The 26,369-nt window shown below is 28.8% G+C and carries 19 protein-coding genes, 3 pseudogenes and 1 CRISPR repeat array; of the genes and pseudogenes, 16 read left to right on the top strand and 6 right to left on the bottom strand.

What is annotated here, in order from left to right; translation table 11 throughout:
• Window positions 1-139: 139 nt before the first annotated feature.
• The 4 genes and pseudogenes from BHW04_RS10255 to rplT form a co-directional block, all read left to right on the top strand.
• A pseudogene (locus tag BHW04_RS10255) lies at window positions 140-808 on the top strand (hypothetical protein); the annotation flags it as partial.
• Window positions 809-1,048: 240 nt separating this feature from the next.
• Window positions 1,049-2,014, top strand: coding sequence for an MGH1-like glycoside hydrolase domain-containing protein (locus BHW04_RS10250; protein WP_302699539.1), 966 nt, complete (start codon window positions 1,049-1,051; stop codon window positions 2,012-2,014).
• A 341-nt stretch (window positions 2,015-2,355) separates the two neighbouring features.
• Window positions 2,356-2,549 (top strand): annotated as a pseudogene (rpmI, locus tag BHW04_RS10245) (50S ribosomal protein L35).
• Window positions 2,550-2,574: 25 nt separating this feature from the next.
• Window positions 2,575-2,934, top strand: coding sequence for a 50S ribosomal protein L20 (gene rplT, locus BHW04_RS10240; protein WP_022167232.1), 360 nt, complete (start codon window positions 2,575-2,577; stop codon window positions 2,932-2,934).
• Between the two features lie 88 nt (window positions 2,935-3,022).
• Here rplT and BHW04_RS10235 read toward each other — a convergent pair whose 3' ends face one another.
• Together BHW04_RS10235 and BHW04_RS10230 are read right to left on the bottom strand one after the other, a co-directional pair.
• Window positions 3,023-3,844 (bottom strand): TPM domain-containing protein, encoded by an 822-nt coding sequence (locus BHW04_RS10235; protein ID WP_186834808.1) that lies wholly within the window; start codon window positions 3,842-3,844, stop codon window positions 3,023-3,025.
• A gap of 6 nt (window positions 3,845-3,850) precedes the next feature.
• Complete coding sequence (locus BHW04_RS10230) at window positions 3,851-4,420, bottom strand: LemA family protein (protein ID WP_302699536.1); 570 nt, start codon at window positions 4,418-4,420, stop codon at window positions 3,851-3,853.
• Between the two features lie 86 nt (window positions 4,421-4,506).
• On the opposite strand from BHW04_RS10230, the gene aat reads away from it, so the two are divergent.
• Window positions 4,507-5,160, top strand: coding sequence for a leucyl/phenylalanyl-tRNA--protein transferase (aat, locus tag BHW04_RS10225; RefSeq protein ID WP_302699534.1), 654 nt, complete (start codon window positions 4,507-4,509; stop codon window positions 5,158-5,160).
• A gap of 36 nt (window positions 5,161-5,196) precedes the next feature.
• On the opposite strand, the gene BHW04_RS10220 is transcribed toward aat, so the two are convergent.
• A complete protein-coding gene (locus BHW04_RS10220) occupies window positions 5,197-5,661 on the bottom strand; it encodes a peroxiredoxin (RefSeq protein ID WP_302699532.1) in 465 nt (154 codons plus the stop codon).
• A 204-nt stretch (window positions 5,662-5,865) separates the two neighbouring features.
• Between BHW04_RS10220 and BHW04_RS10215 the strand changes: the two genes are divergently transcribed.
• On the top strand, window positions 5,866-6,645 hold the full coding sequence (locus BHW04_RS10215) for a PHP-associated domain-containing protein (RefSeq protein WP_022211058.1): 780 nt from the start codon (window positions 5,866-5,868) through the stop codon (window positions 6,643-6,645).
• 46 nt (window positions 6,646-6,691) lie between these two features.
• Here BHW04_RS10215 and BHW04_RS10210 read toward each other — a convergent pair whose 3' ends face one another.
• Window positions 6,692-7,414 (bottom strand): polysaccharide deacetylase family protein, encoded by a 723-nt coding sequence (locus tag BHW04_RS10210; RefSeq protein WP_302631187.1) that lies wholly within the window; start codon window positions 7,412-7,414, stop codon window positions 6,692-6,694.
• A 248-nt stretch (window positions 7,415-7,662) separates the two neighbouring features.
• Between BHW04_RS10210 and BHW04_RS10205 the strand changes: the two genes are divergently transcribed.
• From BHW04_RS10205 to BHW04_RS10185, 5 genes are all read left to right on the top strand, one after another.
• A complete protein-coding gene (locus BHW04_RS10205; protein ID WP_022211060.1) occupies window positions 7,663-8,676 on the top strand; it encodes a LacI family DNA-binding transcriptional regulator in 1,014 nt (337 codons plus the stop codon).
• Between the two features lie 128 nt (window positions 8,677-8,804).
• Entirely contained in the window at window positions 8,805-9,779 is a 975-nt protein-coding gene (locus BHW04_RS10200; RefSeq protein WP_022211061.1) for an alpha/beta fold hydrolase, read from the top strand.
• Between the two features lie 87 nt (window positions 9,780-9,866).
• Complete coding sequence (locus BHW04_RS10195) at window positions 9,867-11,933, top strand: alpha-galactosidase (RefSeq protein ID WP_302631188.1); 2,067 nt, start codon at window positions 9,867-9,869, stop codon at window positions 11,931-11,933.
• A 193-nt stretch (window positions 11,934-12,126) separates the two neighbouring features.
• A complete protein-coding gene (gene melB, locus BHW04_RS10190; RefSeq protein WP_186834811.1) occupies window positions 12,127-13,497 on the top strand; it encodes a melibiose:sodium transporter MelB in 1,371 nt (456 codons plus the stop codon).
• 131 nt (window positions 13,498-13,628) lie between these two features.
• Window positions 13,629-15,581 carry a beta-galactosidase gene (locus tag BHW04_RS10185; protein WP_302631190.1) on the top strand — a complete coding sequence of 651 codons (1,953 nt, stop codon included), beginning with the start codon at window positions 13,629-13,631 and terminating at the stop codon, window positions 15,579-15,581.
• Window positions 15,582-15,635: 54 nt separating this feature from the next.
• Here the strand turns inward: BHW04_RS10185 and BHW04_RS10180 are convergent, their stop codons facing one another.
• Entirely contained in the window at window positions 15,636-16,658 is a 1,023-nt protein-coding gene (locus BHW04_RS10180; protein WP_302631191.1) for a LacI family DNA-binding transcriptional regulator, read from the bottom strand.
• Between the two features lie 73 nt (window positions 16,659-16,731).
• Window positions 16,732-17,886, bottom strand: a complete 1,155-nt coding sequence (locus BHW04_RS10175) for a galactokinase (RefSeq protein ID WP_370545589.1) — start codon at window positions 17,884-17,886, stop codon at window positions 16,732-16,734.
• A 452-nt stretch (window positions 17,887-18,338) separates the two neighbouring features.
• Here BHW04_RS10175 and BHW04_RS10170 point away from each other — a divergent pair, with 452 nt between their 5' ends.
• The 5 genes and pseudogenes from BHW04_RS10170 to BHW04_RS10150 all read left to right on the top strand — a co-directional run bounded on the left by BHW04_RS10170 (window position 18,339) and on the right by BHW04_RS10150 (window position 24,892).
• On the top strand, window positions 18,339-19,442 hold the full coding sequence (locus tag BHW04_RS10170) for an ABC transporter ATP-binding protein (RefSeq protein WP_022211067.1): 1,104 nt from the start codon (window positions 18,339-18,341) through the stop codon (window positions 19,440-19,442).
• 35 nt (window positions 19,443-19,477) lie between these two features.
• On the top strand, window positions 19,478-20,446 hold the full coding sequence (locus tag BHW04_RS10165; protein ID WP_302631192.1) for a PucR family transcriptional regulator: 969 nt from the start codon (window positions 19,478-19,480) through the stop codon (window positions 20,444-20,446).
• A gap of 126 nt (window positions 20,447-20,572) precedes the next feature.
• Window positions 20,573-20,998, top strand: a pseudogene (locus tag BHW04_RS10160) (LacI family DNA-binding transcriptional regulator); the annotation flags it as partial.
• 31 nt (window positions 20,999-21,029) lie between these two features.
• Entirely contained in the window at window positions 21,030-22,529 is a 1,500-nt protein-coding gene (gene malQ / locus BHW04_RS10155; protein WP_302631193.1) for a 4-alpha-glucanotransferase, read from the top strand.
• A gap of 2 nt (window positions 22,530-22,531) precedes the next feature.
• Window positions 22,532-24,892, top strand: coding sequence for a glycogen/starch/alpha-glucan phosphorylase (locus tag BHW04_RS10150; protein WP_302699527.1), 2,361 nt, complete (start codon window positions 22,532-22,534; stop codon window positions 24,890-24,892).
• A gap of 315 nt (window positions 24,893-25,207) precedes the next feature.
• Window positions 25,208-26,278: a CRISPR direct-repeat array (repeat unit 29 nt; unit sequence GTTTTAGATTAACTATAAGGAATGTAAAT).
• Window positions 26,279-26,369 lie beyond the last annotated feature (91 nt).

The following is a 26,369-nucleotide window of genomic DNA, read 5'->3' as shown; positions in this document are numbered from 1 at the left end:
TATAAAAAAAATAAATATGTTAGTATAGAGAAATTTATTTGAATAAATTTTAACATAAAATTATTGGGAGTTGTTTTTATACAAAAAAATCTCCGAAAATTGGACAAGTAAATAATCTAAATGAAAATTAGTTCAAACTTATGATTTAACAGATTTTAAATTAACTTTAGAATTAATATTTGCTTCTAATAGAACTGCATTAATAAGAACTAAAATTGATAATAAAACAGATAAAGATTTAAATTTAAACTTAGAATGGACAGGAAATATATTTAATCAATTCAAAGAAAAAGAAGGTGGCCAAGTATATAAATTAGGACAAAGCTTACAAGCTACTGAAAATGGAGTGCAAGTCAACTTCTCTAAAATTAGAGAAACTTGGAGCTACTTCTCAACAGAAGAAACTAAATTTGTAGTTAATTATGAAGGTGAGACTAAAACTATAGTTGAAGGAAACTCTTATAAAACAAACCTTATAGCTCCAGTAGTTATTAAGTCAAATGAATCATTTACAATAAATTCAACGCAAACGTATACATTTACAATAGAGGAGTTAAATAAAGAGCAATCAAAAATTCAAGATATGTTTAAGAATTCAGAAAAATATTTTGAAGAAAATAATATTCGTTGGCAAGGTTACTTAGATAAGACTTTTGCTAATATAAAAGGGAATAATGATAAAAGTTATAAAAATGCAGCTATAAAATCTATTGAGACATTAACTACTAACTGGAGAAGTGCAGCAGGAGATATATTACATGATGGTGTAGTTCCTTCAATGTCATATAAATGGTTTATTGGAATGTGAGCTTGGGATTCATGGAAACAAGCAGTAGCTACAGCAAAATTTGATGGAGAATTAGCTAAAAATAATATAAGAGCATTATTTGATTACCAAATTAAAGAAGATGATAAATTAAGACCACAAGATTCTGGAACAATAATTGATGCTATATTCTATAACAAAGATGAAGCCAGAGGAGGAGACGGTGGAAATTGGAATGAAAGAAACTCTAAACCTTCATTAGCAGCAGCTTGGGAAAGTGGAATGGATAATGCTCCAAGATTTGATGTTGGAGGATATGGTGAAGAAGATACAGGTATAGATGTATTTGAAAATAAATCTGAAGATGGAAGGGTTTTAGGATATTCTATAAATCAAGAATCAGTAGACTTAAATGCATACCTTTATGCTGAAAAAGGATTCTTAAAATCAATGGCTGAGGTTTTAGGAAAAACTGAAGATGTTAAAAAATATACTGAAGAAGCAGAGTTCGTAAGAGAATATGTAAGTAAAAATATGTTTGACAAAGAAAGTGGATATTTCTATGATTTACAAATAAATGAAGATGGTTCAAAGAAGAAATTACTAGTTAATAGAGGAAAAGGACCAGAAGGTTGGATACCATTATGGGCTAAAATGGCTACTAAAGAAGAAGCAGATAAAGTTGTAGAAAATATGTTAGATGGAAATAAATTCAATACAACTGTACCATTTGGAACAGCTTCTCAAGATAATCCAAGTTTCAGTGCAAATCAATATTGGAGAGGACCAGTTTGGTTAGACCAAGCCTTATATGGAGTTGAAGCTCTTCAGAACTATGGTTACTATGATCAAGCAGTGACATCTGCTAAAAAGATGTTCAATAATGCTGAAGGATTAATGGGAGATGGACCAATAAGAGAAAATTACAATCCATTAACTGGAAAAGGATTACATACTAAAAACTTCAGTTGGTCTGCATCAGCTTATTATTTAATGTATGAGAATACATTAGAAGGCAATGAAACGACTTCTCAAAAAGGATTTGCTATTCCAACTAATGTTGAAGTTCCTGGGACTCCAGAAGTTGAGGTGAAACCAGAAGTTAAACCAGAAGTCAAACCAGAAATCAAACCAAGTAAATCACTGCCAAAAACAGGTAGTGTGGTTAGTTCAGGAATTTTATCTGCAATAGGTGTAGTAAGTGCAGGTGTAGGTTTCTATTTAAATAAAAAGAAAAAGAATAAATAGTTAATTAGGCATATAGTATATTAAAAATATATATAAGTTAAATAATTATAAAAACAAACTATAAAGGGTTATCTAACTAAAAATTTATATATAATAAATATAAAAAAAATTGACAGGGTGAAAAAAAGATGATACAATAGTGTTTGTAAAGTAGAAACAAGCCGTTTCTCACCTTACGGCAGAGCTTAGTAAGGTATAGAGCTATTGAATTATATCTAGAAAAGAGATATTCTAGTGTTTATAAATAGTAGAGGCGGCTTCATGCTGCCTCTATTTTTTTCATAAAGAGGTTTGCACATATAGATAAGCCAAAAAAACAAAAGTAGAGGGGAGTTACTATCATGCCAAAAATGAAGACACATAAAGGTGCAGCAAAGAGATTTAGAAAGACAGGTACAGGTAAACTTAAAAGAGCTAAAGCTTTTAAGAGCCATATCCTAAGAAAAGCGCTAAGAGAAAGAGAAACTTAAGAAAAGGTGCTTATGTTTCAACTACTCAAGAAAAAGCAATGAAGAAATTATTACCATACCTATAATATTATTACCTAGGAGGAACTAAGAATGGCTAGAGTTAAAAGAGCGGTTAATTCACGTAAAAATCATAAAAAAGTATTAAAACTTGCTAAGGGTTACTACGGTGGAAAGAGCAGATTATTTAAAACTGCTAATGAAACTGTAATAAGAGCATTAAGAAATGCATATGTAGGAAGAAGATTAAAGAAGAGAGATTTCAGAAGATTATGGATTGCTAGAATCAATGCTGCTTCAAGAATGAATGGATTATCATATTCAAAATTCATGAACGGAATGAAATTAGCTGGAATCGACATGAACAGAAAAATGTTATCTGAAATAGCTATAAACGATCCAAAAGCATTTGCTGATTTAGTAGAAGTTGCTAAAGCTCAATTAAGCAAATAATTAAGAAAATAATATAAAAAATAACCATAAGATTTCTCTTATGGTTATTTTTTTTTATTTAAAAATTATTTATTATTGGGTAAAAATTTTACCATGAACCTGAAGAACCTCCACCATTGGAAGAGCCACCACCGAATCCGCCGTTTCCACCACTGTTTCCACCACCAAATCCGCTGCTGCCACCACCAAATCCGCCACCACCGCCTCTAGGACCACGATGATGACTAGAGATAATTATCATTTGTAAAAAAGTACGGCATACTCTTCCTCTATTTAAAATGATATCTAAAAAGATAAGTAGTATAATAACTCCAGGAATAACCTTATTGGAAGTATTAGATGAAGAGTTATTATTGTTGTAATCTTTAGAAGAAACATTTATATTTTCTAGGGAAGTTAAGGAAACTCCATATTCTTCAGCAATTTTATTAGAAAATTCATAATAACAATTCAAGAGACCGTCATTATAATTTCCATCACGGAAATAAGGCTTTCCATAAGAAGTCATAATTTTGTTGCTAAGTACATCTGGTACAGCACCTTCAAGACCTTTACCTACTTCAACTCTCCAATTTCTATCATCCATAGCTAATAATATTAAAAGACCATTATTTTTTTCAGAGGTACCGATACCCCATGAGCGAAATAATTCATTTGCATATTTCTCTATAGGTACATTATTAGTGGAATTTATTACTACAATAACACATTGTGCAGTTGTTTTTTCTTCAAGTTCCTTACCAATTGATATAATTTTTTCAGTATAATTTTTTGAAATTGTTCCAGTATAATCATTAATATACTTATTGGTTGTAACTGAAGGGAATTTGGTATTTGCCGCAAAGGTAATAGAATAAATACATACTAATAAAAGAGAAGAAATTAATAATACCTTTTTAAAAAGTTTCATTATATATTAACTTGAAAAATCTACAGAAGGAGCAGTTTCAGCACCTTCGCTAGCTTTATATAATGGCTTTTGTTCAAAATTAAAAATAGAAGCAATTATATTGCTTGGGAACTTTCTCCTCTTAGTATTATATTCGGTAACAGCAGCATTATAATCCTGACGGGCTATAGTAATTCGATTTTCTGTACCTTCAAGTTCAATAGTTAAGTCTTGAAAATTTGAACTTGATTTTAAATCAGGATAGTTTTCTACAACCACAAGAAGTCTTGATAAAGCACTAGTTAACTCCTGGTCAGCAGCAGCTTCTTCTTGGATGGTAGAAGCACCTGCTAGTTTGCTTCTTGCATCAGAGATATTTGTATAAATTTCGCTTTCTAAGTTAGCATATCCCTTTACTGTGCTCACTAGATTTGGAATTAAATCTGATCTTCTTTGAAGTTGAGTATCAATATTAGATTGAGCAGTATCAACTTTTTGCTCTAAAGCTACTAAGTTATTGTAGCCACTAACTACTGGTATAGCTATGATTATTATTACTACCAGTATACCTATAAGTACTTTTGATAAATTTTTCATATTTTTACACCTCTTTATATATTATAACAGATGAAATACGGTATAATACAACATATAATAAAAAATTAAGTAGTGAGGAAAAGAAAATGGCAGTATTTAGATTAAATAATGAAATAGTATTTCCAAATCCTGAATTATCAGAAGAAGATGGATTATTAGCTATAGGCGGTGATTTATCTGTAGAAAGATTAATACTAGCATATTGTAATGGAATATTTCCTTGGTATAATCCAGGAGAGGAAATATTATGGTGGTGCCCTAAACCAAGGTTTATTATTTACACAAGTAAAATTAAAATATCAAATTCCATGAAGAAAATTTTAAAGAAGAATCAGTTTAAAATAACTTTTGATAATGATTTTGCTGCCATGATTTCAAATTGCAAGGAGATTAGGGAGTGTCAAGAAGGTACATGGATAACAGACCATATGAAAGAAGCATATATAAAATTACATAACTTAGGATTAGCATCTAGTGTTGAAGTATATGAAGATGAGCAGTTAGTAGGTGGTCTTTATGGAGTTAAAATAGGGAAATGTTTCTTTGGAGAAAGTATGTTTTCAAAGGTAAGCAATGCTTCAAAAGCTGCACTGATATCTTTAGCTAAGAAGCTAGAAGAAGAAGGGTTTTTATTTATAGATTGTCAAATGCATACCAATCATCTTGAGAGTATGGGGGGAGAGTTTGTAGAGTGGAACAAATTCAAAGAGATGCTTAAAGAAGGAACGAAATTTAATTAAGAATGAAAAATTGAGGAGGGAACTCCATTGGAGTTCCTAAAGGTTGCATTTTACATCATCTACGTGGCCGGCAACTTTTACTTTTCTATAAATCTTAGTTATAGTTCCTTCTTCGTTAATTATAAAAGTACTACGTTCTACACCTATTCCTGTACGTCCACACATAGTTTTTTCCTTAAGGACATCATATAATTTACAAACTTCTTCACTTCTGTCTGATAAAAGTACAAAAGGTAAATCATACTTAGCTATAAATTTATTATGTGAAGCTATAGTGTCTCTGCTAACTCCAAGTATTACAGTGTTATTCTTATTGAATTCTTCAGCATTATCTCTAAATGCTTCAGCTTCTCTTGAGCAGCCAGGGGTATTGTCTCTTGGGTAGAAATATAGAACAACTTTTTTTCCAAGATAATCACTTAATTTATGGTTTTTTTCATCTGAACCAGGAAGTGTGAAATCAGGTGCTTTCATTCCTTCTTCTAAAATTATATTTTCCATAAGTACCTCCTATATAATATAAAGTTATATAAGAATTATTATTATATAAAAAAATATATTTGTAAAGTATAAAAGAGATGAAAATACAATAATAATTATTATATTAATATGTAGGCAGAAATCTCATATTAAGCATATACATATAATAAGATGAAAATTAAAGTTTTGTATAGATTAAAAAATAATTAATAAGGAGAAAACAGTATGAACATAGACTTCCATGTTCATGGTTTGCTAAGTAAAAGAAAAGATTTTAATGAAAATTTTTTTTTAAATGAAATAAAATATGCCAAGGAAAATAAGATAGATGGAATAATTTTATGTGAGCATTTTAATGCTATATGCTTCAATGTAATATATAAATATTTAGAAGAAAACTATATATATGAAGGAAATAGATATATGGTTGATGGAGTAGCTATATTCCCAGCATTAGAAGTTAATGTGAAAGGAAAGGGCCACGTTATAATAGCAGGAGATAGAGATGACATAATGGATATTCATAAAATCTTAGAACAATACATGGAAAAAGAAAATTTGATTGAATTTGAAGAATTACTAGATATGTCAGATATTTATAACTGTTTGAAAATTGGAGCTCATCCTTGTAGAAAGGGACACAAGCTTTTTAAGCATTCAGAAGAAAGTTTAAAAAGGTTAGATGCCATTGACTTAAATGCTAAAGATATATTTAGAAAAGGGGAAACAAAAGCTAAAAATGAACTTATTGAGCTATCTAAAAAGCTTTCTGTTAATATAGTTACAGGAAGCGATAGCCATACTCCTTTACAGATAGGGGCTATATTTACTACTTTCAATAAAGAATGTAGTACTATAGAAGAAATAAGAAAAGCTATAAAGTCAGAAGAATATTCTATTAATATAAGCGATTTACTTCCTTTTAAAGTTTATTCATCGAAAGTATTAAAAAGATATTTAATGTCTACTGGTCAATATAATGCCAATATGAATTTTAATTTGTAAATATAAATTTGATATTAAATAGGAGCTAAAAATTTAAGCTCCTATTTTAATTTAAAGTATCAAATTTATAACCTTGCTCTTTAAAATATTCAATTATTTTTGGCAATGCTTCAACAGTTGTTGTTTTTGTCATACAATCATGCATAAGGACGATAGCTGGTGATTTTAAATGTCCATCTTTATCTTTTGAATCTTTAACTACATTGTTATAGATGGTTGTAGCGGGAATATTATTTCCTTTGGCATCTCCAGAATCAACATTCCAATCATAACAATTTATACCTTGTTCATTTAGCTTTAATATGATGTTTTCTGTAAAAGAACTTCCATGAGCATTTCTAACTAAAGTGTTATGAGATCCACCAGGAAATCTAAATATTGTACAATCTTTTCCAGTTATTTCTTTAAGGAAGTTTTGATGTTTATTAAAGTTATTCCAAAAAGCTTCTTCTGATAAATATATATATTTAAATTCGTGATTATGAGTATGGTTGCCAATAGCATTACCTTCATCATAAGCACGTTTTATTAGAGCATTATGGGACTCTATGTAAGGACAAATTACGAAAAAAGTTGCATGTACATCATTTGTTTTAAGGATATCTAAAATTTTAGAGGTGTTTTTACTAGGACCATCATCAAAGGTTAAATATACAACTTTTTCTGTGTTAATTTTATCATAAGCATTACTGTATACACAATTAAAGCATGAAATTAATAGTGAAAATAAAGCGAAATATACAAAAATTTTAATAAATAAAGTTTTCAAATTTACACCTTCTTCAGATTTAATAAATGATAATTTTATTGAGAGTATTACTAAAGCACTAAAGGATAAAGAAACATTTTTTATTGTTGCCATTGTACATGTGAAGATGCATACAATAAGATTAAGAAGAGACTAAAAGAAAAATTCATATTATTAAAGTTGGGGGCTGTATAAATAAGAGATGTAAGTAGTGTAATTATTTATAAAATATATTATAATAAAGTAAAAAGGCATTATAGGGGGTAAAAGTGGCAACTTTAAAGGAAATAGCTGATAAGGTAGGAGTTTCTTTAGCTACTGTATCGAGAGTTTTAAATAACGATTCTAAGATTGTAGTTTCTGATGAGACAAGGATACAAATATTGAGAGTAGCAGAAGAATTGAAATATAAGACAGCAAAGCAAAGAAAGAATAAAAGTAAGAATATCTATGTAGTTGGAATTGTTGAAATGTTTGATGTTGCACAACAACTGCAAGATCCATATTATCTTTTTTTAAGAAGTATAGTTGAAAAGCAATGTTTTCAAAAAGGTATAAAAGTAGTAAGTGTATTTAAAAATGGGGGAGCTTATCAATTGTTTGAAGACACTAAGCTAAATGGAATCATTTGCATTGGTAAATTTACAGAAGAGGAAGTAAAAGAAGTATCAGCAATTTCTTCTAATTTAGTCTTCCTTGATTCAAGTCCAAATGATGAAATATATGATGGGGTTAAAACTAATTTTAAATTAGGTGTATTCCAAGCGTTAAATTATTTTACTAAAATGGGTCATGAAAAAATAGGGTTTGTTGGTTCAAAAAAAACACTAAATGATTTAAAGATATTTAGTCTTGATGATAGATTGAAATTTTATAATGAATATATGAAAGAAAAATCGCTATATAATGAGCAGTTTATTATAGATAGTAAAATGACATATGATGGTGGATATCGTTCAATAAGTGAGTATTTAAAAAATAATGATAGTCTTCCAACAGCTTTATTCGCATCAAATGATGCAGTGGCAGTAGGGGTTATAAGGGGACTTAAGGAAGCTGGATATGAAGTTCCAAAAGATATCAGTATAATTGCTTTTAATGATACAATAGTGTCTCAATATACTAATCCACCATTGACATCAGTTTCTGTACATACAGAATACTTAGGAGAGGTAGCTGTAGAACTTATGGTAGAAAAACTTTCTAATGATAGGCGCTATGCTAAAAAGGTTATAGTACCATCGGAGTTTGTGATTCGAGAAAGTGTAAAGAGAATAATATAGCCATATATTGAAAAGGAAGTATGATTATTTAAAAAAAGTTCATACTTCTTTATTTTTCGATATTTACAATGAATAGTAGTATAATATATGATTAGGTTGTACATATAAAACTAAAAAGAGGGATAAAAATGAATGAAATAGCAAATATATTTTGTTCAAATTATGGACAAGATGAAGAAATTATTAGATATGTGGAAAGAAAATTAAATACAAAGAAGGAAAGTGGGTATTTTAAAGGTTGTAATAATATAAATATCTATTATGAAAAATTTATTGTTCAAGATGAAAAGGGAATCATTGTTATAAGCCATGGATTTACTGAATGTTTAGAAAAGTATACTGAACTTATTTATTACTTTACAGAAATGGGATATTCGGTATATGGTCTAGAACATAGAGGTCATGGAAGATCATCTAATTTAAATTTTAAGGAAAAGAGTCAAATTCATATAGATAGCTTTGATTACTATATAGAGGATTTAAAGATTTTTATGGATGAAGTAGTGAAAAAGAAAGGTGAATCTGTATTTTTATTTGCTCATTCTATGGGTGGAGGCATTGGAGCTTTATTTTTAGAAAAATATCAAGAATATTTTGAAAAAGCTGTATTAAGTTCACCGATGATGGAAATAAACACAGGAAATTATAGTGAAAATATGGCTTATTTAATCAGTAAATTCTTTATATATGTTGGAAAAGGTAATAATTATATTTTTGGACAAGGTCCTTTCAATGGAGAGTATAATTTAGAAGAATCAGCTACATCAAACCAATATAGATATTCACGACATTTAAATGCATTACGAGCAAATGAAGTGCTTCAGAGAAATGGAGGATCTTTTAAGTGGATTAATGAAGCAATAAAAGCAACAAGAAAATTAAAAAAAGAAGAAAATATAAAGAAAATTCAAATTCCAATTTTATTATTTCAATCAGGAAAAGATACTTTTGTAAATGATGAAGGACATAATACTTTTCGTAAATATGCTAAAAATTGTAAATTTGTTAGATTTGATAATGGCAAACATGAGTTATATTTTGAAAATGATGATATCTTAGAGCCATATTTAAAGGAAATAGTAAAATTTTATAATGAAATTTAGTAAAAATATTGATTTTTTTACTATGAGTATATTATAATCTAATTAAGAAAACGTTATCTTAGTAAAGGGATTGAAAAAGGAGAAATTATGGGAATTAAGATTAATGAAAATCAAAATATATTTAGCATTGAAACTAAAAATACATCTTATATCTTTGGAGTTGATAATTTAGGACTTATAAGGCATTTATATTGGGGAAATAGAATTGATAATATTAATGACTTCCAAATGCCTGTTTTAAATGAAGTATCAACTAATGATCCAGTTCATGAAATAACTCCAGAAGAGTTTCCAGTGCATGGAGGATTAAGATATAAAGAAACTTGTTTAAAAGTTAATTTTAGTGATAAGACAAGAGAAATAGTATTACGATATGAAGGATATGAAATAAATGGACAAGAACTAATCATAAAATTAAAAGATAATCATTATTATTTTGATGTAAATTTACATTATAGATCACATTATGATTATGATCTTATGGAAAGATGGGTTGAAATTGTAAATAATACTAAAGATCAAGTATTGGTGGAAAAGATACATAGTGCTCAATTCCATATTCCATATGAAGGATTAAATTTTTCTAATACTCGTGGACATTGGGGAGCTGAACAACAAAGATTCACTCAAAAGATGAGCTTTGGAAAAGTAGTTATTGAAAATAGAAGAGGAATATCAACTCATAATCATAATCCTCATTTTATTTTAGATAAAGATGCCACAGAAAGTACAGGGGAAGTTTATTTTGGAGCTTTAAAGCTAAGCGGAAACTTCAAAGGTGTTGTTGAACAGACGCAATATGGTGAAACTTTAGTTCAAATGGGAATTAATGAATTTGATTTTGAATTATCTCTTGAAGCAGGAAAGAGTTTTATAGCGCCAGCAATTATATGTGGATATACAAGCAGAGGTTTTGAAAGAATGAGCCATAATCTGCATAAGTTTGCTAATGATAATATTTTAAGAAGTGGTTTAAGACCAGTATTATATAATTCATGGGAAGCTACTGAATTTAAAGTTACTTGTAATGAACAAATAAAACTAGCTAAAAAAGCAAAGGAAATAGGAGCAGAATTATTTGTTGTTGATGATGGATGGTTTGGTGAAAGAGATTGTATATATAATGGTCTTGGTGATTGGTATGTAAATGAAGAAAAATTTCCTAATGGTTTAAAACCTTTGATTGATGAAGTTAAGGGGTTAGATATGAAATTTGGTATATGGGTTGAGCCTGAGATGGTAAATCCGTTAGCAAGCTTATATAAAGAGCATCCAGATTGGATATATCACTATGAAACTAGAGCTAGTGATACTTCAAGAGGACAATATGTATTAAATATGACTAAAAAAGAAGTTAAAGAGTTTGTTTACCAAATGCTAGACAATTTGTTATCTTCATATGAAATAGATTATATAAAATGGGATGCTAATAGACCTATATCACAAGCTGGTGTTGAAAAAGATATCTGGTATAAGCATATTGAAGCAATTTATGATATTGTAAAAGAATTAAAGAAGAAGCATCCAGATGTATTATTTGAAGCTTGTGCTTCAGGTGGAGGAAGAACTGATTATGGTATACTAGGTATATTTGATGATTTCTGGACAAGTGACAATACTGATGCATATGATAGATTAAAAATTCAAAATAGTTATTCATATATTTATCCAATAAAGGCCATGAGAGCTTGGGTGACAGATTGCCCAAATTTTTTATCACAAAGAGTAATACCTATGAAATTTAGATACCATAGTGCCATGATGGGTACACTAGGCATTGGCTGTAATATATTAAAGTTAAGTGAAGATGAAATAGAGCTTTCTAAAGAGATGATTAATGAATATAAAAATATTCGTCATATAGTTCAAGAAGGAAGTTTCTATAGGCTAGAAAACACATCTGAAAATGATTATGCCCTATTCCAATACTTAAAAGAGGGAGAGGTATTATTATTTGCATTCTTACCTCAAAGTAAGTTAGGACATAGAGCTGCAAGGGTAAAGCTTAGAGGATTAGATGGTGATAAAATTTATAAATTCCAAATAAATGAAGAAGAAATTGAAAAAAGCGGAAGCTATTTAATGAATCAAGGAATTGATATAAAATTAATTGGAGATTATGATAGCAAGATAATAAAATTTATTTGTAAATAGGCTTAAAATAAGACTGTATAAGATGGTTATACAGTCTATTTTTAACTTTTTAGTAAAATGTATATAAAAAAGATAGTAAAAAATAGTAAAAAACTCTTGCAAATTATTGGTGAAAATGTTATCATAAATCTTGTAACAGATGTAAACAGTTTCAAAGATAAATGTGAAATTGAAAATGAAAGGGATGGGAAATATGAATTTATCTTTTAAAACAAAATATTCATTTGGTGTAGGAGCCTTAGGTAAAGATTTAGTTTATGCTATAGTTTCATCATACTTAATGATTTACTTAACAGACTTAGTTGGAATATCACCGCTATTTGTTGGGAACTTATTTTTAGTAGCTAGAGTATGGGATGCTTTTAATGATCCAATGATGGGGATGATAGTTGATAATACAAGAAGTAAATATGGTAAATTTAGACCATGGATTTTACTTGGAACATTGGTTAATGCAGTAGTATTAATTTTCTTATTTAAAAAGCCAAATTTAACAGGGACAAGCCTTTATGCTTATTTCTCAGTTATGTATATTTTATGGGGAATGACATATACATTAATGGATATACCATACTGGTCAATGCTTCCTTCATTATCTAAGACTAAGGAAGAAAGAGATCAAATGTCAGTTATTCCAAGAATTTTTGCTAGTTCAGCATGGCTTATTATAGGAGCATTTGGTTTAGCAATGGTTAATAAGCTAGGTAGTGGAGACCAAACAATAGGATATGGAAAATTAGCAATTATAATTTCGGTAATATTTGTTATATCATCAATAATTACAGTGGTAAATGTTAAAGATAGTAGCTGCAATATGGCTTCATCAGGACAATCAGCTGAAAAGACAACATTAAAACAAGCGTTTAAAGTAATTAAAGAAAATGATCAATTATTAGTATATATTGGTGTAGTATTAGCTTACAACTTAGTTGCTCAATTAGCAGGTGGTATGGCAATCTATTATTTCAAATATGTTACAGGAAATGAAAATATGTATTCAGTATTTACAGCATTTGCTTCACTTGCTGAAATCAGTGCTTTAATATTATTCCCAATAATATCAAAGAAAATGAGTAAGAGAAATGTATTTAGAATGGCATGTTACTTACCAGCAGTTGGTTTAATAATGTTATTATTAGTAGGAATATTTATGCCAACAAATGCAACATTAATAGCAACTTCAGGAATTATCATGAAGATGGGTACAGGATTTATCTTAGGAGCAACAACAGTTATGCTTGCTGACGTTATTGATTATAACGAAGTTAAATTTGGTACTAGAAATGAAAGTATTATAGCTTCATTCCAAACACTTTTAGTTAAAGGTGCATCAGCAGTTTCTGCATGGTTAATCGGTGTAGGTTTAACAATAGTAGGATATAAAGCAAATGTAGTTCAAACAGCTGGTACAATATTTGGTATGAGAGTTTTAATGATTGGTATACCTTCAGTAATAAGTATTATAGCCTTTATAATTTATAAAAAAGGATATAAGATCGAAGGACAATTCCAAGATGAAATTATCAATAAGTTAGAAGAAAAAAGAAATGCTGAAATGGCATAATATACAAAACCCAGTCTTAGGGCTGGGTTTAAATAATATTTTTTAGTAAAATTTAGTAAAAAATAGTTAAAAACATATATAAATGTGGTAAAATTATTATAAAAAAGAGTTAAGGTAATGGAGGTATAAAAATGTACTTAGGTGTTGATTATTATCCAGAGCACTGGAATGAAAATATGTTAAATGAAGATTTAGATAATATAATAGAATTAGGTAGTAATGTAATAAGAATAGGTGAATTTGCATGGCATATGATGGAGAGAATTGAAGGGGAATATGATTTTTCTTATTTCGATTATGTGATAGCAAAAGCTAAGGAAAAGGGATTGAAAGTTATTTTCGGTACTCCTACAGCTACTATGCCAGCATGGCTTGCAAAAAACTATCCTGATGTGTTATCAGAATTTGAAGATAACACAAAGAGAGCTTTTGGAGGAAGAAGACAGTATTGCTTTAACAGCAGAACATATCATAAGTTTAGTGAAAAAATAATAAGAGCTCTTGCAGAGCACTATAAAAATGAAAAAGGAATTGCTGCATGGCAAATAGATAATGAGTTTGGTCATGAAGGAAGCGATATTTGTTTCTGTGATGAATGTAAGAGAGCTTTTAGAGATTATTTAAAAGAGGCTTATAATAATGATATAAATAGACTTAATGAAATTTGGGGAACAGTATTTTGGTCGCAAGAGTACAATGACTTTGATGAAATACCTCTTCCAGCTAAAACTATAACCACTCATAATCCTTCATTACGTATGGAGTGGGAAAGATTTAGAAGTTTAAGTGTTGAAAGATATGCAAAGATGCAAGTGGATTTATTAAAGGAAGTATTAGGTGAAGATTCTGTAGTAATGCATGATTTTTCAGGTGGATATTTTGATAAGAGCTATGATTTTTCAAAAGTTGCACAGCATTTAGATGTTGTAGCTTACAATAATTATCCAGTATGGGGTGGGCAAAGAGAGCCAATTCCAGCTCATGAAATAGCATGTGGTTTAGATTATATGAGAGGTGCTAAAAAACAAAATTTCTGGATAACTGAAGCCATAATGGGTGCTCAAGGACACGATGTAATTGGATATCTTCCAAGACCAAATCAAGCAAAAATGTGGTCATATCAAGCAATGGCTCATGGATGTAATTCGCTTATGTATTTTAGATATAGAGGAGCTGTTAAAGGTGCAGAGCAATATTGTTATGGAATATTAGATCAAGATAATATAAAGAGAAGAAAATTCTTTGAAGTTCAAGATTTCTTTAAGGATATTAAAGAAAATGAAGAAGTAGTTAATAGTAAAGTAAAAGCTGAAGTAGCAGTTATTTATGATTATGAATCTATGGCTTCATTTAGAATTCAAAAGCAAAGTTTCTTAATGGATTATAAGAATGAAGTATATAGACTTTACAGACCATTCTATAATAAGAATATAAATATTGACGTTATTCCATCTTATACTGATTTTAGTGAATATAAAGTATTATTAATACCAACAATGATAGTATTTAAATCAGAGGTTCAAGAAAGAATTAGAGAATTTGTTAAAAATGGTGGAAAAGTTGTATTTAGCTTTAGAACGGCTATTAAAGATTACTATAATAATCTAACTCTTGGAGAGCTTAATCCAACATATTATAATGAGTTAATTGGTGGTTATGTTGAAGAAATAGAATCTCTTCAAGAAGGACAAGAGATAGATATAAAAGGTATAGATGAATTTGCAGGCATTTCAGGTAGTGGAGTTGTCTTTAGAGATATGTTAAAAACTACTACTGCGAAACCTCTATTTGTGTATAATGATGAATTCTACAATCATTTAAGCGCTGTAACTGTTAATAATTTTGAAGAAGGTCAAGTTTATTATATAGGAACAGGTCTTGATAACTGTACTATGGATGCCATAGCAACAAAGATAATTACTGATGCAGCTATTGAATGGATAGATACAGAAGAAGGCGTTGAAGTAGTTAAGAGAGAAGTTAATGGAGAAACTTATTACTTTGTTATGAACCACACTGACAAGGTTAAGAACTTCAATAATATAGAATTAAAAGCTTACGAAAGCAAGATAATGAAAAACTAATAAAAATAACCTGGTAATTTTAAATTACTGGGTTATTTTTATTAGTTTTGAAGATTAATCACCTTGCTGATTAACAGTTTCTCTTATCACAAGTTTGTTATTTAAAATTATTTTTTTGCTGAATTCATTATTATAAGTTATCTTTTCTAATAATAGTTCAGCAGCATTTTCTCCTAAAAGAGACATATTTTGATCTATGGTAGTTAATTTAGGTTCTACTATTTTGCTTAACTCAGTATTATCAAAACCAATTACAGAAATATCTTCTGGAACATTTAAGCCTAGTCTTTTGCAGGCATTTATGGCACCAACGGCCATAAGATCATTACAAGCAAAGATAGCTGTTATTTTTCTATTTTTAGTTAAGAAATTAGTTACAGATACAATTGTATTATCTACGGTTTCACTACCATTTCCCTTACCGATATTAATTACATTAGATGGGTGGTAATGATTTGAATTTGTAAGCATGCTTATATATTTTTTTTCTTTGATATCATAAGAAGCACTATTTTCTCCACGAATGAAAAGAATATTCTTATGGTTATTATTGATGAGATATTTTAAAGCAATCTCAGCACCAATGCTTTCATCATTGGAAACAGAAGATATGTTTTCTACGGAAGCATGCCCGTTTATAAATACAATAGGAACTGTTTTAGCAATTGATTTATAAAAATCTGAATTGATATTTGAAGTGTTAGGATCTAGTACAATTACGCCTGCAACATTTCGTGCAAGGAGGTCATTGATACATCTTACCTCTCCTTCTCTATCATTATTAGAGCAGCAAAGAATTAAAGAATATCCTTTTGCTTTTAAAGCAGTTTCTATGCTTGTAACAACTTCAGGGAAAAACATATTATTAATACTAGGGAGAACAACTCCTATGGCAGTGGATTTTTGTCTAGTAAGTTCTCTAGCTTGTATATTAGGAATAAAATTAAGTTCTTTTATTACTTTTTGAACTTTTTCTTTTGTTTCAGCTTTTACAGGATAGTTGCCATTTAGCACTCTAGATACTGTGGCAACAGAAACTTCAGCCTTTTTAGCAACATCTTGAATAGTAATCTTCATTTAATCACACCTTGCATAGTAATAAATAGGCTATCCTTTTATGGATAGCCTATTTAAATAATTGTATAATATATTATAATAATTTTCTAGCACCATCAGATATAGTTGCCACATAGAAATCAGGAGCATAACCGATGATTTCAGTATATTTTTTAGTGATAGTATCTATGAAGTTTTGAACATTTTCTTCTTTGACTATACTAACTGTACATCCACCGAATCCAGCACCAGTCATACGAGCACCTATTACTCCAGGCATTTCCCATGCTAAAGATACTAAAGTATCTAACTCCTTACCAGTAACTTCATAATCATCTCTTAAAGAAATATGAGATTCAGACATAAGTTTTCCAAATAATAATAAATTGTTATTTTCTAAAGCCTTAACAGCTTTTAAAGTACGTTGGTTTTCATAAACGGCATGTTTCGCTCTTTTTCTTACTATTGGATCTGTTATTACGTTCTTAACTTCTTCAAATTCTTCTTCAGTAAGTTCTCCTAAAGAATTGATATTTTTAACAGTTTGTATTTGAGCTAATGCAGTTTCGCATTCAGAACGTCTTTCATTATATTTAGAATCAGCAAGTCCACGTTTCTTATTAGTATTACCGATTACTATTTTATATCCTTCCATATTGATTTTACTATATCTATATTCTAAAGTGTTACAGTCTAACAGTATAGCACATCCTTCAGTACCCATACCAATAGCAAATTGATCCATGATACCACAGTTAACGCCAATGAATTTATTTTCAGCTTCTTGGCACATTTTCACCATAGATATCATATCTAAATTAAAGTTGTTTAAATCATTAATGATTACAGCCATTAATACTTCTAATGAAGCTGAAGATGAAAGTCCAGCTCCGTTTGGAATATTTCCGTAGAATAATATATCAAAACCGTGTTCAGTTCTATATCCATGATTTTCAAAAGTTTTTATAACTGCTTTTGGATAGTTTGCCCAATCATGTGCTTTATCATAAACCATATAATCTAGACTAAACTCAATAACTCCTAAATCTTCAAAGTTCATTGAATATAATCTTACTTTTCTATCATTTCTTTTAGATATTATTCCATATGTTCCAAAAGAAAGTGCACAAGGGAAAACATGTCCACCATTATAATCTGTATGTTCACCTATTAAATTAACTCTTCCTGGTGAGAAGAATAAGTGTTGATCCTTTACATTAAATACGTTTATAAAATTGTCTTGTAACATTGATACTATATTCTTATGCATATTAATTACCTCCTAAATATACCATTAATATTATAGTAACCGATTACTATAAAAATGTAAATAGTAAAATTATAAAAAATAATAGAGTTTTAAATATAGGAATATACAGATAGTAACCGATTTCTAATATTCTTTTTGAATTACCATAAATAAATGAAAAATACTTCTTGGATAATTAAAAAATAATAAGTAAAAAAGGATGAATTTTTTTGATGTATATAGTGAGTAGAAACTTTAATACATTGAAAATAAACTTTATGTTATGTTATGATTACAAAGTAAAAGTATATATGTAAGAAATTAACATATTAGATATTATTACAAAAAATAATATGTTAATTTGTAACTATTACATATGGATGAAAACAATTTCAAGAAGTACAATATAAATATATTAAGAGTTTAAAAATGAATTTATGGAGGGAATATATATGGCAAGTTTATCATTAAGACATATTTATAAAATTTATCAAGGCGATGTAACAGCAGTTAAAGATTTCAACTTAGAAATAGAAGATAAAGAATTTATAGTTTTCGTTGGACCATCTGGTTGTGGTAAGTCAACTACATTAAGAATGATTGCAGGGTTAGAAGATATTTCAAAAGGTGAATTATATATAGGGGATACATTAGTAAATGATGTTGAACCAAAAGAAAGAGATATAGCAATGGTTTTCCAAAACTATGCTTTATATCCTCATATGTCTGTATATGACAATATGGCTTTTGCATTAAAATTAAGAAAGATGCCAAAGGATGAAATAGAAAAGAAAGTTACAGAAGCAGCTAAAATTCTTGACATCGAACATTTATTAAAGAGAAAACCGAAGGCTTTATCAGGAGGGCAAAGACAAAGAGTTGCATTAGGAAGAGCCATTGTAAGAAATCCTAAGGTATTCTTAATGGACGAGCCATTATCTAACCTTGATGCAAAACTAAGAGTTCAAATGAGAACTGAAATTAGTAAATTATATAGAAAATTACAAACAACATTTATTTATGTTACACATGACCAAGTAGAAGCTATGACAATGGGTACAAGAATTGTTGTTATGAAAGATGGTGTAATTCAACAAGTTGATACTCCACAAAATATTTATAACTATCCAACAAATTTATTCGTTGCTGGATTTATGGGAAGCCCACAAATGAATTTTATAGATGGTGTTATTGAAAAATCAGGAAATGATTTATTTGCATCATTTAATGGAAATAAGATCAAGTTTCCAGCAGATAAATGTGATGCATTAAAATCTTATATAGGAAAAGAGGTTACTTTTGGTATAAGACCACAAAGCTTAAGTGATGACAAAGAACTTATAGCAAATAATCCACATTCAACTATTGTTGGTGATATTGAAGTTGTAGAACATATGGGAGCAGAAAGTTATGTTTATACTAAATGTGGAAATGCTTCAGTAACAATAAGAATAGAAGGGACTACGAATTTAAAAGTAGGAGAAAAAGCTAAGATATACTTAGATGCTAATAGTTTACATGTATTTGATAAGGATACAACTTTAAGGGTAATCTAAGATAAAGTATATGTAAGTGCTTAAGAGGTGATATTGTGGAATGTATTGAGAACATGGTAAAAAATATTTATGAATGTTGTAATATACCTTTCCGATTATCAATTGAAAGCTTAGGAGTTTATGAAACTTTAGAATATGATGATAGTGATCAGATAGTAAGTAAAAGTATTAAATTTAATGGAACCGAATGCTGCTTGAAAACAAAAGCAGCATTTGGTAGTACATTAAATTTATTGGCATATTCTTTAGAAAATAAGCTAAAAGATATTTTGATTCATAAGGAAAGTATAGTTACATCATTACTAGAAGGAAAAAATATAGAAAAAGATATAATTTCGGCAGTATGGCCTGCTCTTTTAGATAAGTTTTATTTAATAGATATATATATAGAAAGTAAATTATACGATGCTTATCTATATATAAAAGAGTTATATCATGATAGTGATATAGAAGTTATTTTAATTAATGATAAGTTACTTTTGATTGCTGAAGTAAAAGAAATTTATGAGCATATTATAGGAATAAAGGATGCTTTACTTAATAATTTTACCAGTAGATATTATATAAGCTATTGCCAGATTGAAAATTATGAAGCCTTAAAAAAATCTTTTGAAGAGTGTGAATATAAACTTATGTTAGCTAATAAATATAAAGTAAGTGAAAGTGTTATTAATGAAAAAAAATTAATTTTAGAAGGAATTATTGATTCAGTATCAGAAGAAAAGAAGGAGAAGATATATCATATATTTAATGAGGGATTTTCTAAGCTTGACAATGAAATGATACGAACTATAGAAGTGTTTTTTAGGTGTGGACTTAATTTAAGTGATGCAGCTAAGGAGTTATATATTCATAGAAATACACTTATATATAGGCTGGATAAGATAGAAAAATACACTGCTTATGATATACGTAACTTTAATAGTGCAGTATTATTTAAGGTTGTTTTTTTTATTTGGAAAGAAAAAAATAATATTATATTTGAAAACAGTTTAAAACGATAATATAATGTAAATATAGAAAAATATGTAAATAATTTTAGTGGTAATAATTGTACAAGCCATTAAAATTATTTTTTAATGATTTTTTGGAATAGTTACCGATGTATTGTTCCAAAAGAAGGGTTAAAAATGAATATAAGAGATATAGCTAAGTTGACAGGAGTTGGAGTAAGCATAATTTCAAGAGCGCTTAATAATCATCCAGATGTTAAAGAAAGTACAATAGAAAAGGTGTTAGAATTTATTAAGGATAGTAATTATATCCCTAATAACAGTGCTAGAATACTAAAGCAAAATAATACAAAAAAATATTGGTGTTTTAGTAAAAGGGGTTTTTAACCCACTCTTTTCTGAAATGATCAGTATAATAGGTAATAAGATAAAGGAATCTAAATATACAATGATATTCTAGCAAAATGATTATACATTAATATTGATATGTTTATATCATTTGTAAAAGAAAAGAGACTACAAGGGATAATATGTTTATGAGGAAACTTTATAGATGGAACAGAAAATAGTTTTGAAAGTTTAGGAATACCTATAGTAATTACTATAGATTATTTATTCTTAAGGGAGGATAATCATGGATAGAAGTGCAGGAGTTATAATGCATATTTCTTCTCTGCCAGGTAAGTTTGGTATAGGGACATTTGGCAAGGAAGCATATAAATTTGTTGATTTTTTAAGTAGGACAGGATTAAGTTATTGGCAGGTACTTCCTCTTGGGCCTACTGGATATGGAGATTCACCATATCAATCATTTTCAGCCTTTGCAGGCAATCCATATTTTATTGATTTTGACATCTTAAATGAAGAAGGTATTTTAGAAAAGTTAGATTATGAAGATGAAGATTATTACAAAGATAAAGAAAGTATTGATTATGGATTATTATTTAAAACTAAATACAAGGTGCTTAAGAAAGCTTATCTAAATTATAAAGAAAGTGGCAATCTTAGAATTAGCAATGAAATAGCAGCATTTAAAAAAGCAAATAAGAAATGGTTAAAAGATTATTCATTATATATGGCTATAAAAGAATACTTTGGCTTAGTATCATGGCTTAAGTGGGATGATGATATTAAAAGAAGAGATATAGAAACTTTAGAAAAATGTGAGTTACTGCTAAAAGATGAAATTGAATATTGGAGCTTTATACAGTATTTATTTTTTAAGCAATGGCACAAGCTTAAAAGCTATGCCAATATGCAAGGCATTAAGATAATAGGGGATATACCTATATATGTGGCTATAGATAGTGCAGATGTATGGAGTAATCCAAAAGATTACTTAGTAGATGAAGATACATTAGAACCTAAAGCTGTAGCAGGATGTCCACCAGATGCTTTCTCAAAAACAGGACAATTATGGGGAAATCCTATATATAATTGGAAGGCAATGGAGGAAGATGGATTTACTTGGTGGATAAGAAGAGTTGAAGAAAGTTTAAAGTTATATGATGTTCTGAGAATAGATCATTTTAGAGGCTTTGAAAGCTATTGGAGTGTGCCATATGGAGAAAAAACAGCAGTGAATGGCAAATGGGTCAAAGGACCTGCAATGAAGCTTTTTGAAGCCATAAAGAATAAATTAGGTAAAGTAGATATAATAGCAGAAGATTTAGGATATCTCACTGAGGAAGTTATAGAATTCTTAAAAGAATCAGATTTCCCAGGTATGAAAGTTCTTCAATTTGCTTTTGATGCAAGAGAAGAAAGTGATTATTTACCACATAATTATATGAACAAATGCATAGTGTATACAGGTACTCACGATAATGATACCTTCAGAGGATGGTATGAAAAAACAGGAGCTAAGGAAGATGTTAAATATTGTAAGGAATATTTAGCCATGAATAGCAATGAAGGATATAATTGGGGCTTCATAAGAGGTGCATGGTCTAGTGTTGGAAGTTTAGCCATAGCACCTATGCAAGATTTCTTGAATTTAGGAAATGAAGCAAGAATGAATTTACCATCAACCTTAGGTGAAAATTGGAAATGGAGAGTTAGAGAGAATATATTAAACTGTGATTTAGCAGATAAAATATATAAATATACAAAAATGTATGGAAGGTGTGAATAAAAGTGGTAAGAGAAGAAATAAAAAGAGGAATTGAGAGATATTTAAAGATAAAATACGCAAAAAGAATTGAAGATGCAGAGGATTTTGAAATATTTAATGCTCTTTCTCTTACAATAATGGAAGAAATAATTGATAAATGGAATGATACAAAGGAATTATATGAAAATGGAAAGCAAGCATTTTATCTATCTGCTGAGTATTTAATGGGACGAGCATTAGGTAACAATTTGATATCAACTGGATTATATGAAGATGTTAAAGCAGTTTTAGAAGAGCTTAATATTGATATAAATAAAATAGAAGAAATTGAAGAAGATGCAGGACTTGGTAATGGAGGTCTTGGAAGACTTGCTGCTTGCTTTATGGATTCAGCAGCTACAATGGAAGTACCACTTACAGGTTATGGAATAAGATATAGCAATGGATTATTCTCTCAATATATTGAAAATGGAGTACAAAAGGAAACTGGGGATTTTTGGCTTAAATATGGAGATCCATGGAGCATAAGAAAAGACTGTGAGACTGTTATTATCAATTACAAAGATATGAAGGTTAAAGCAGTACCTTATGATACTCCAATCATTGGTTATGGAAATAAAAATATAAATACATTAAGATTATGGAAATGTGAACCTATAGAAGAGTTTAATTTCACATTATTTAATGCTCAAAAATATGATGAAGCCTTAGAAGATAAAAATAGAGCAGAAGATATCTCAAGAGTGTTATATCCAAATGATTCTAATAAAGAAGGTAAGATGCTTAGACTTAGACAACAATATTTCTTCTCAAGTGCATCACTGCAAGATATAATAAGAAGTTATAAAAAGAAATATGGTAAGGTAACAGAAGATATAGGAGATATGATTGCTGTACAATTAAATGATACTCATCCTACTATTGCAATTCCTGAGCTTATAAGAATATTAACACAGGAAGAAGGAGTTGAATTTGATGCAGCTTTAAGAGTTGCAAATAAAGTATTTGCTTATACTAACCATACAATTTTAGCGGAAGCTTTGGAAAAATGGAATGAAGATTTATTTAAGGAACTATTTCCAGAAGTATTAGATATAATAAAAGAAATTGATAAAAGATTTTTAGAAGAATTAAAAGACAAGGGATATGCTGGGGCAGAAATTCAAGAGTTCAGAATAATTAATAACAATACAGTTAGAATGGCCAACTTAGCTATACATGTTGGACATACAGTAAATGGAGTAGCACAACTTCACACTGATATTTTAAAGAAAACAGAATTAAATAATTGGTATAAATTATATCCAGAAAAATTCCAAAATAAAACTAATGGAATCACTCCAAGAAGATGGCTAAGATTGTGTAATAAAGAATTATCAAAATTAATTACAGAACTATTAGGTAATGAAGATTGGGTGAGAGAGCTATCTTTATTAAAAAATCTTGAAAAATATGCAGATGATGAAAAAGTCTTAACAAGGTTTATGGATATAAAACATGCAAAGAAGGAACAATTAGCAAAATATATCAAAGATACTGAAGGGGTAGAAATAGATCCAGATTCAATGTTTGATATTCAAATTAAGAGAATGCATGAATATAAGAGACAACTTCTTAATGCCTTTTATATTCTAGATTTATACTATAGAATTAAAGAAAATCCTGAAATGGATATACCAAAAACAACTTTTATATTTGGAGCTAAGGCTTTCCCAGGATATAGGAGAGCAAAGACAATAGTTAAATTTATTAATGAAATAGCAAGACTTGTTGATGAAGATGAAGAAGTAAGTAAGAAAATCAAAGTTCATTTTGTAGAAAACTATAGAGTTTCATATGCAGAAAAATTATTCCCAGCAGCTGATCTTTCAAAACAAATTTCAACTGCAGGAAAAGAAGCATCAGGAACAGGAAATATGAAGTTTATGCTTAATGGGGCACCTACTTTTGGAACATTAGATGGAGCTAATGTAGAAATAGTAAGAGAAAGTGGAGAAGAAAACAATTTTATCTTTGGATTAAAGGTTGAGGATATTCAAGAAATTCAAGGAAAATATAAAGCAAAATCATATTATGAAAGTGATGATTCAATAAGAAGAGTAATGGATACACTGATAGATGGAACTTTAAATGATGGAGGAACAGGAGACTTTGATGATTTATTTGATTCATTAATCAAAGAAGGAGATCAATATTTCTTATTAGCTGATTTTGAAAGTTTTAAAAAGACAGAAGATGAAGTATTTAATGCTTATAAAAATAAAATGGCTTGGGCAAAGAAATGTTTCTTAAATGTATGTAATGCAGGAATATTCTCTAGTGATAGAACAATACTTCAATATGCAGATGAAATATGGGATGTAAAGAGAACAGAAAATAAATAGTAAACTGCTCTCTATGTCAAGGATAAATATAAAAAAGAGTTAAGTAGCAAGAAGCTGATTTCTGTATTGGACAGAAGTCAGCTTTTTACAATTTCGCTGATAACAGTGTTATTATAATAAGGCTATAATTTATTAATGCAGTAAGTCGATTTTTATAATATATTTCTGTAATTAGTATTATATCTATGTTAACAAGGCATTTTTCTAAATATAAAAATATATTATTGATGGTGTACTGCAAATTAAAGTAATATATAATAGAAATAGATTGGCTCAAGTAGCTATTTATCTAGAAAAACTATTAAAATATTTAGGGTTTTAGATTAACTATAAGGAATGTAAATTTTCTTCTTCTGTTTTTTTTGTTATTATCGTCTTTAGTTTTAGATTAACTATAAGGAATGTAAATAGTATAATTAGTGGAACAATATCATTATTAAACGCGTTTTAGATTAACTATAAGGAATGTAAATTTTGTAAAAGAAAATCTATACGTTGTTGAATATGAAGTTTTAGATTAACTATAAGGAATGTAAATAAGATCTAAACCATCGTGCCTATGCTGACGAATTTTTGTTTTAGATTAACTATAAGGAATGTAAATTTCTGTTCGGCTGGAAGTATACTAGGATCTAGTTTCGTTTTAGATTAACTATAAGGAATGTAAATAAAGCTGTGGTATTGTATTTATAATAACATATCATTGTTTTAGATTAACTATAAGGAATGTAAATTTAGGTTTGTGATTAAAAATTAAAAAAAGGAGGTCTGGTTTTAGATTAACTATAAGGAATGTAAATGGGATAAATCCCGACGCTGGTGGACAACTTGCAACAAGTTTTAGATTAACTATAAGGAATGTAAATGTTATAAAAAAAGAATTTCTTAGTCAAAAAGATTATCGTTTTAGATTAACTATAAGGAATGTAAATTTGGGCTTGGTGTTGTGTTTGTTGGCGGAAAATGGCGTTTTAGATTAACTATAAGGAATGTAAATTCGATACTTTTTAACATAACTTCATCTTCGCTGAAAGGTTTTAGATTAACTATAAGGAATGTAAATTTATCAGCTCAAAAATCAGAAGCAGAAAATATAATAGTTTTAGATTAACTATAAGGAATGTAAATGTTTTTTATTGCTTTAAAAAGAAATTTAAAGCAATAGTTTTAGATTAACTATAAGGAATGTAAATTAAAAGATTTAGCTATCAATGGACTATTAACAGAGTTTTAGATTAACTATAAGGAATGTAAATAGTGCTATGAGATATTTCGATATAGGAAAAAGGTTAGTTTTAGATTAACTATAAGGAATGTAAATGGAATAAATGTTGGTGTTATATCACCAAATATAGGAGTTTTAGATTAACTATAAGGAATGTGTATTTTATACTTAACTTGTGTGCCAAATTTTCATTAAAAAGTCAGCCATCAATATATGGTAAATATGGAAAATGGATTTTATGATTCTTTTAGC

The sequence above is a fragment of the Clostridium sp. 29_15 genome (genome assembly GCF_001916075.1).
Taxonomy (GTDB): domain Bacteria; phylum Bacillota; class Clostridia; order Clostridiales; family Clostridiaceae; genus Clostridium; species Clostridium lentum.
Note: the sequence above shows the minus strand (reverse complement) of the source record. Positions and strands in the feature narration are given on the sequence as shown.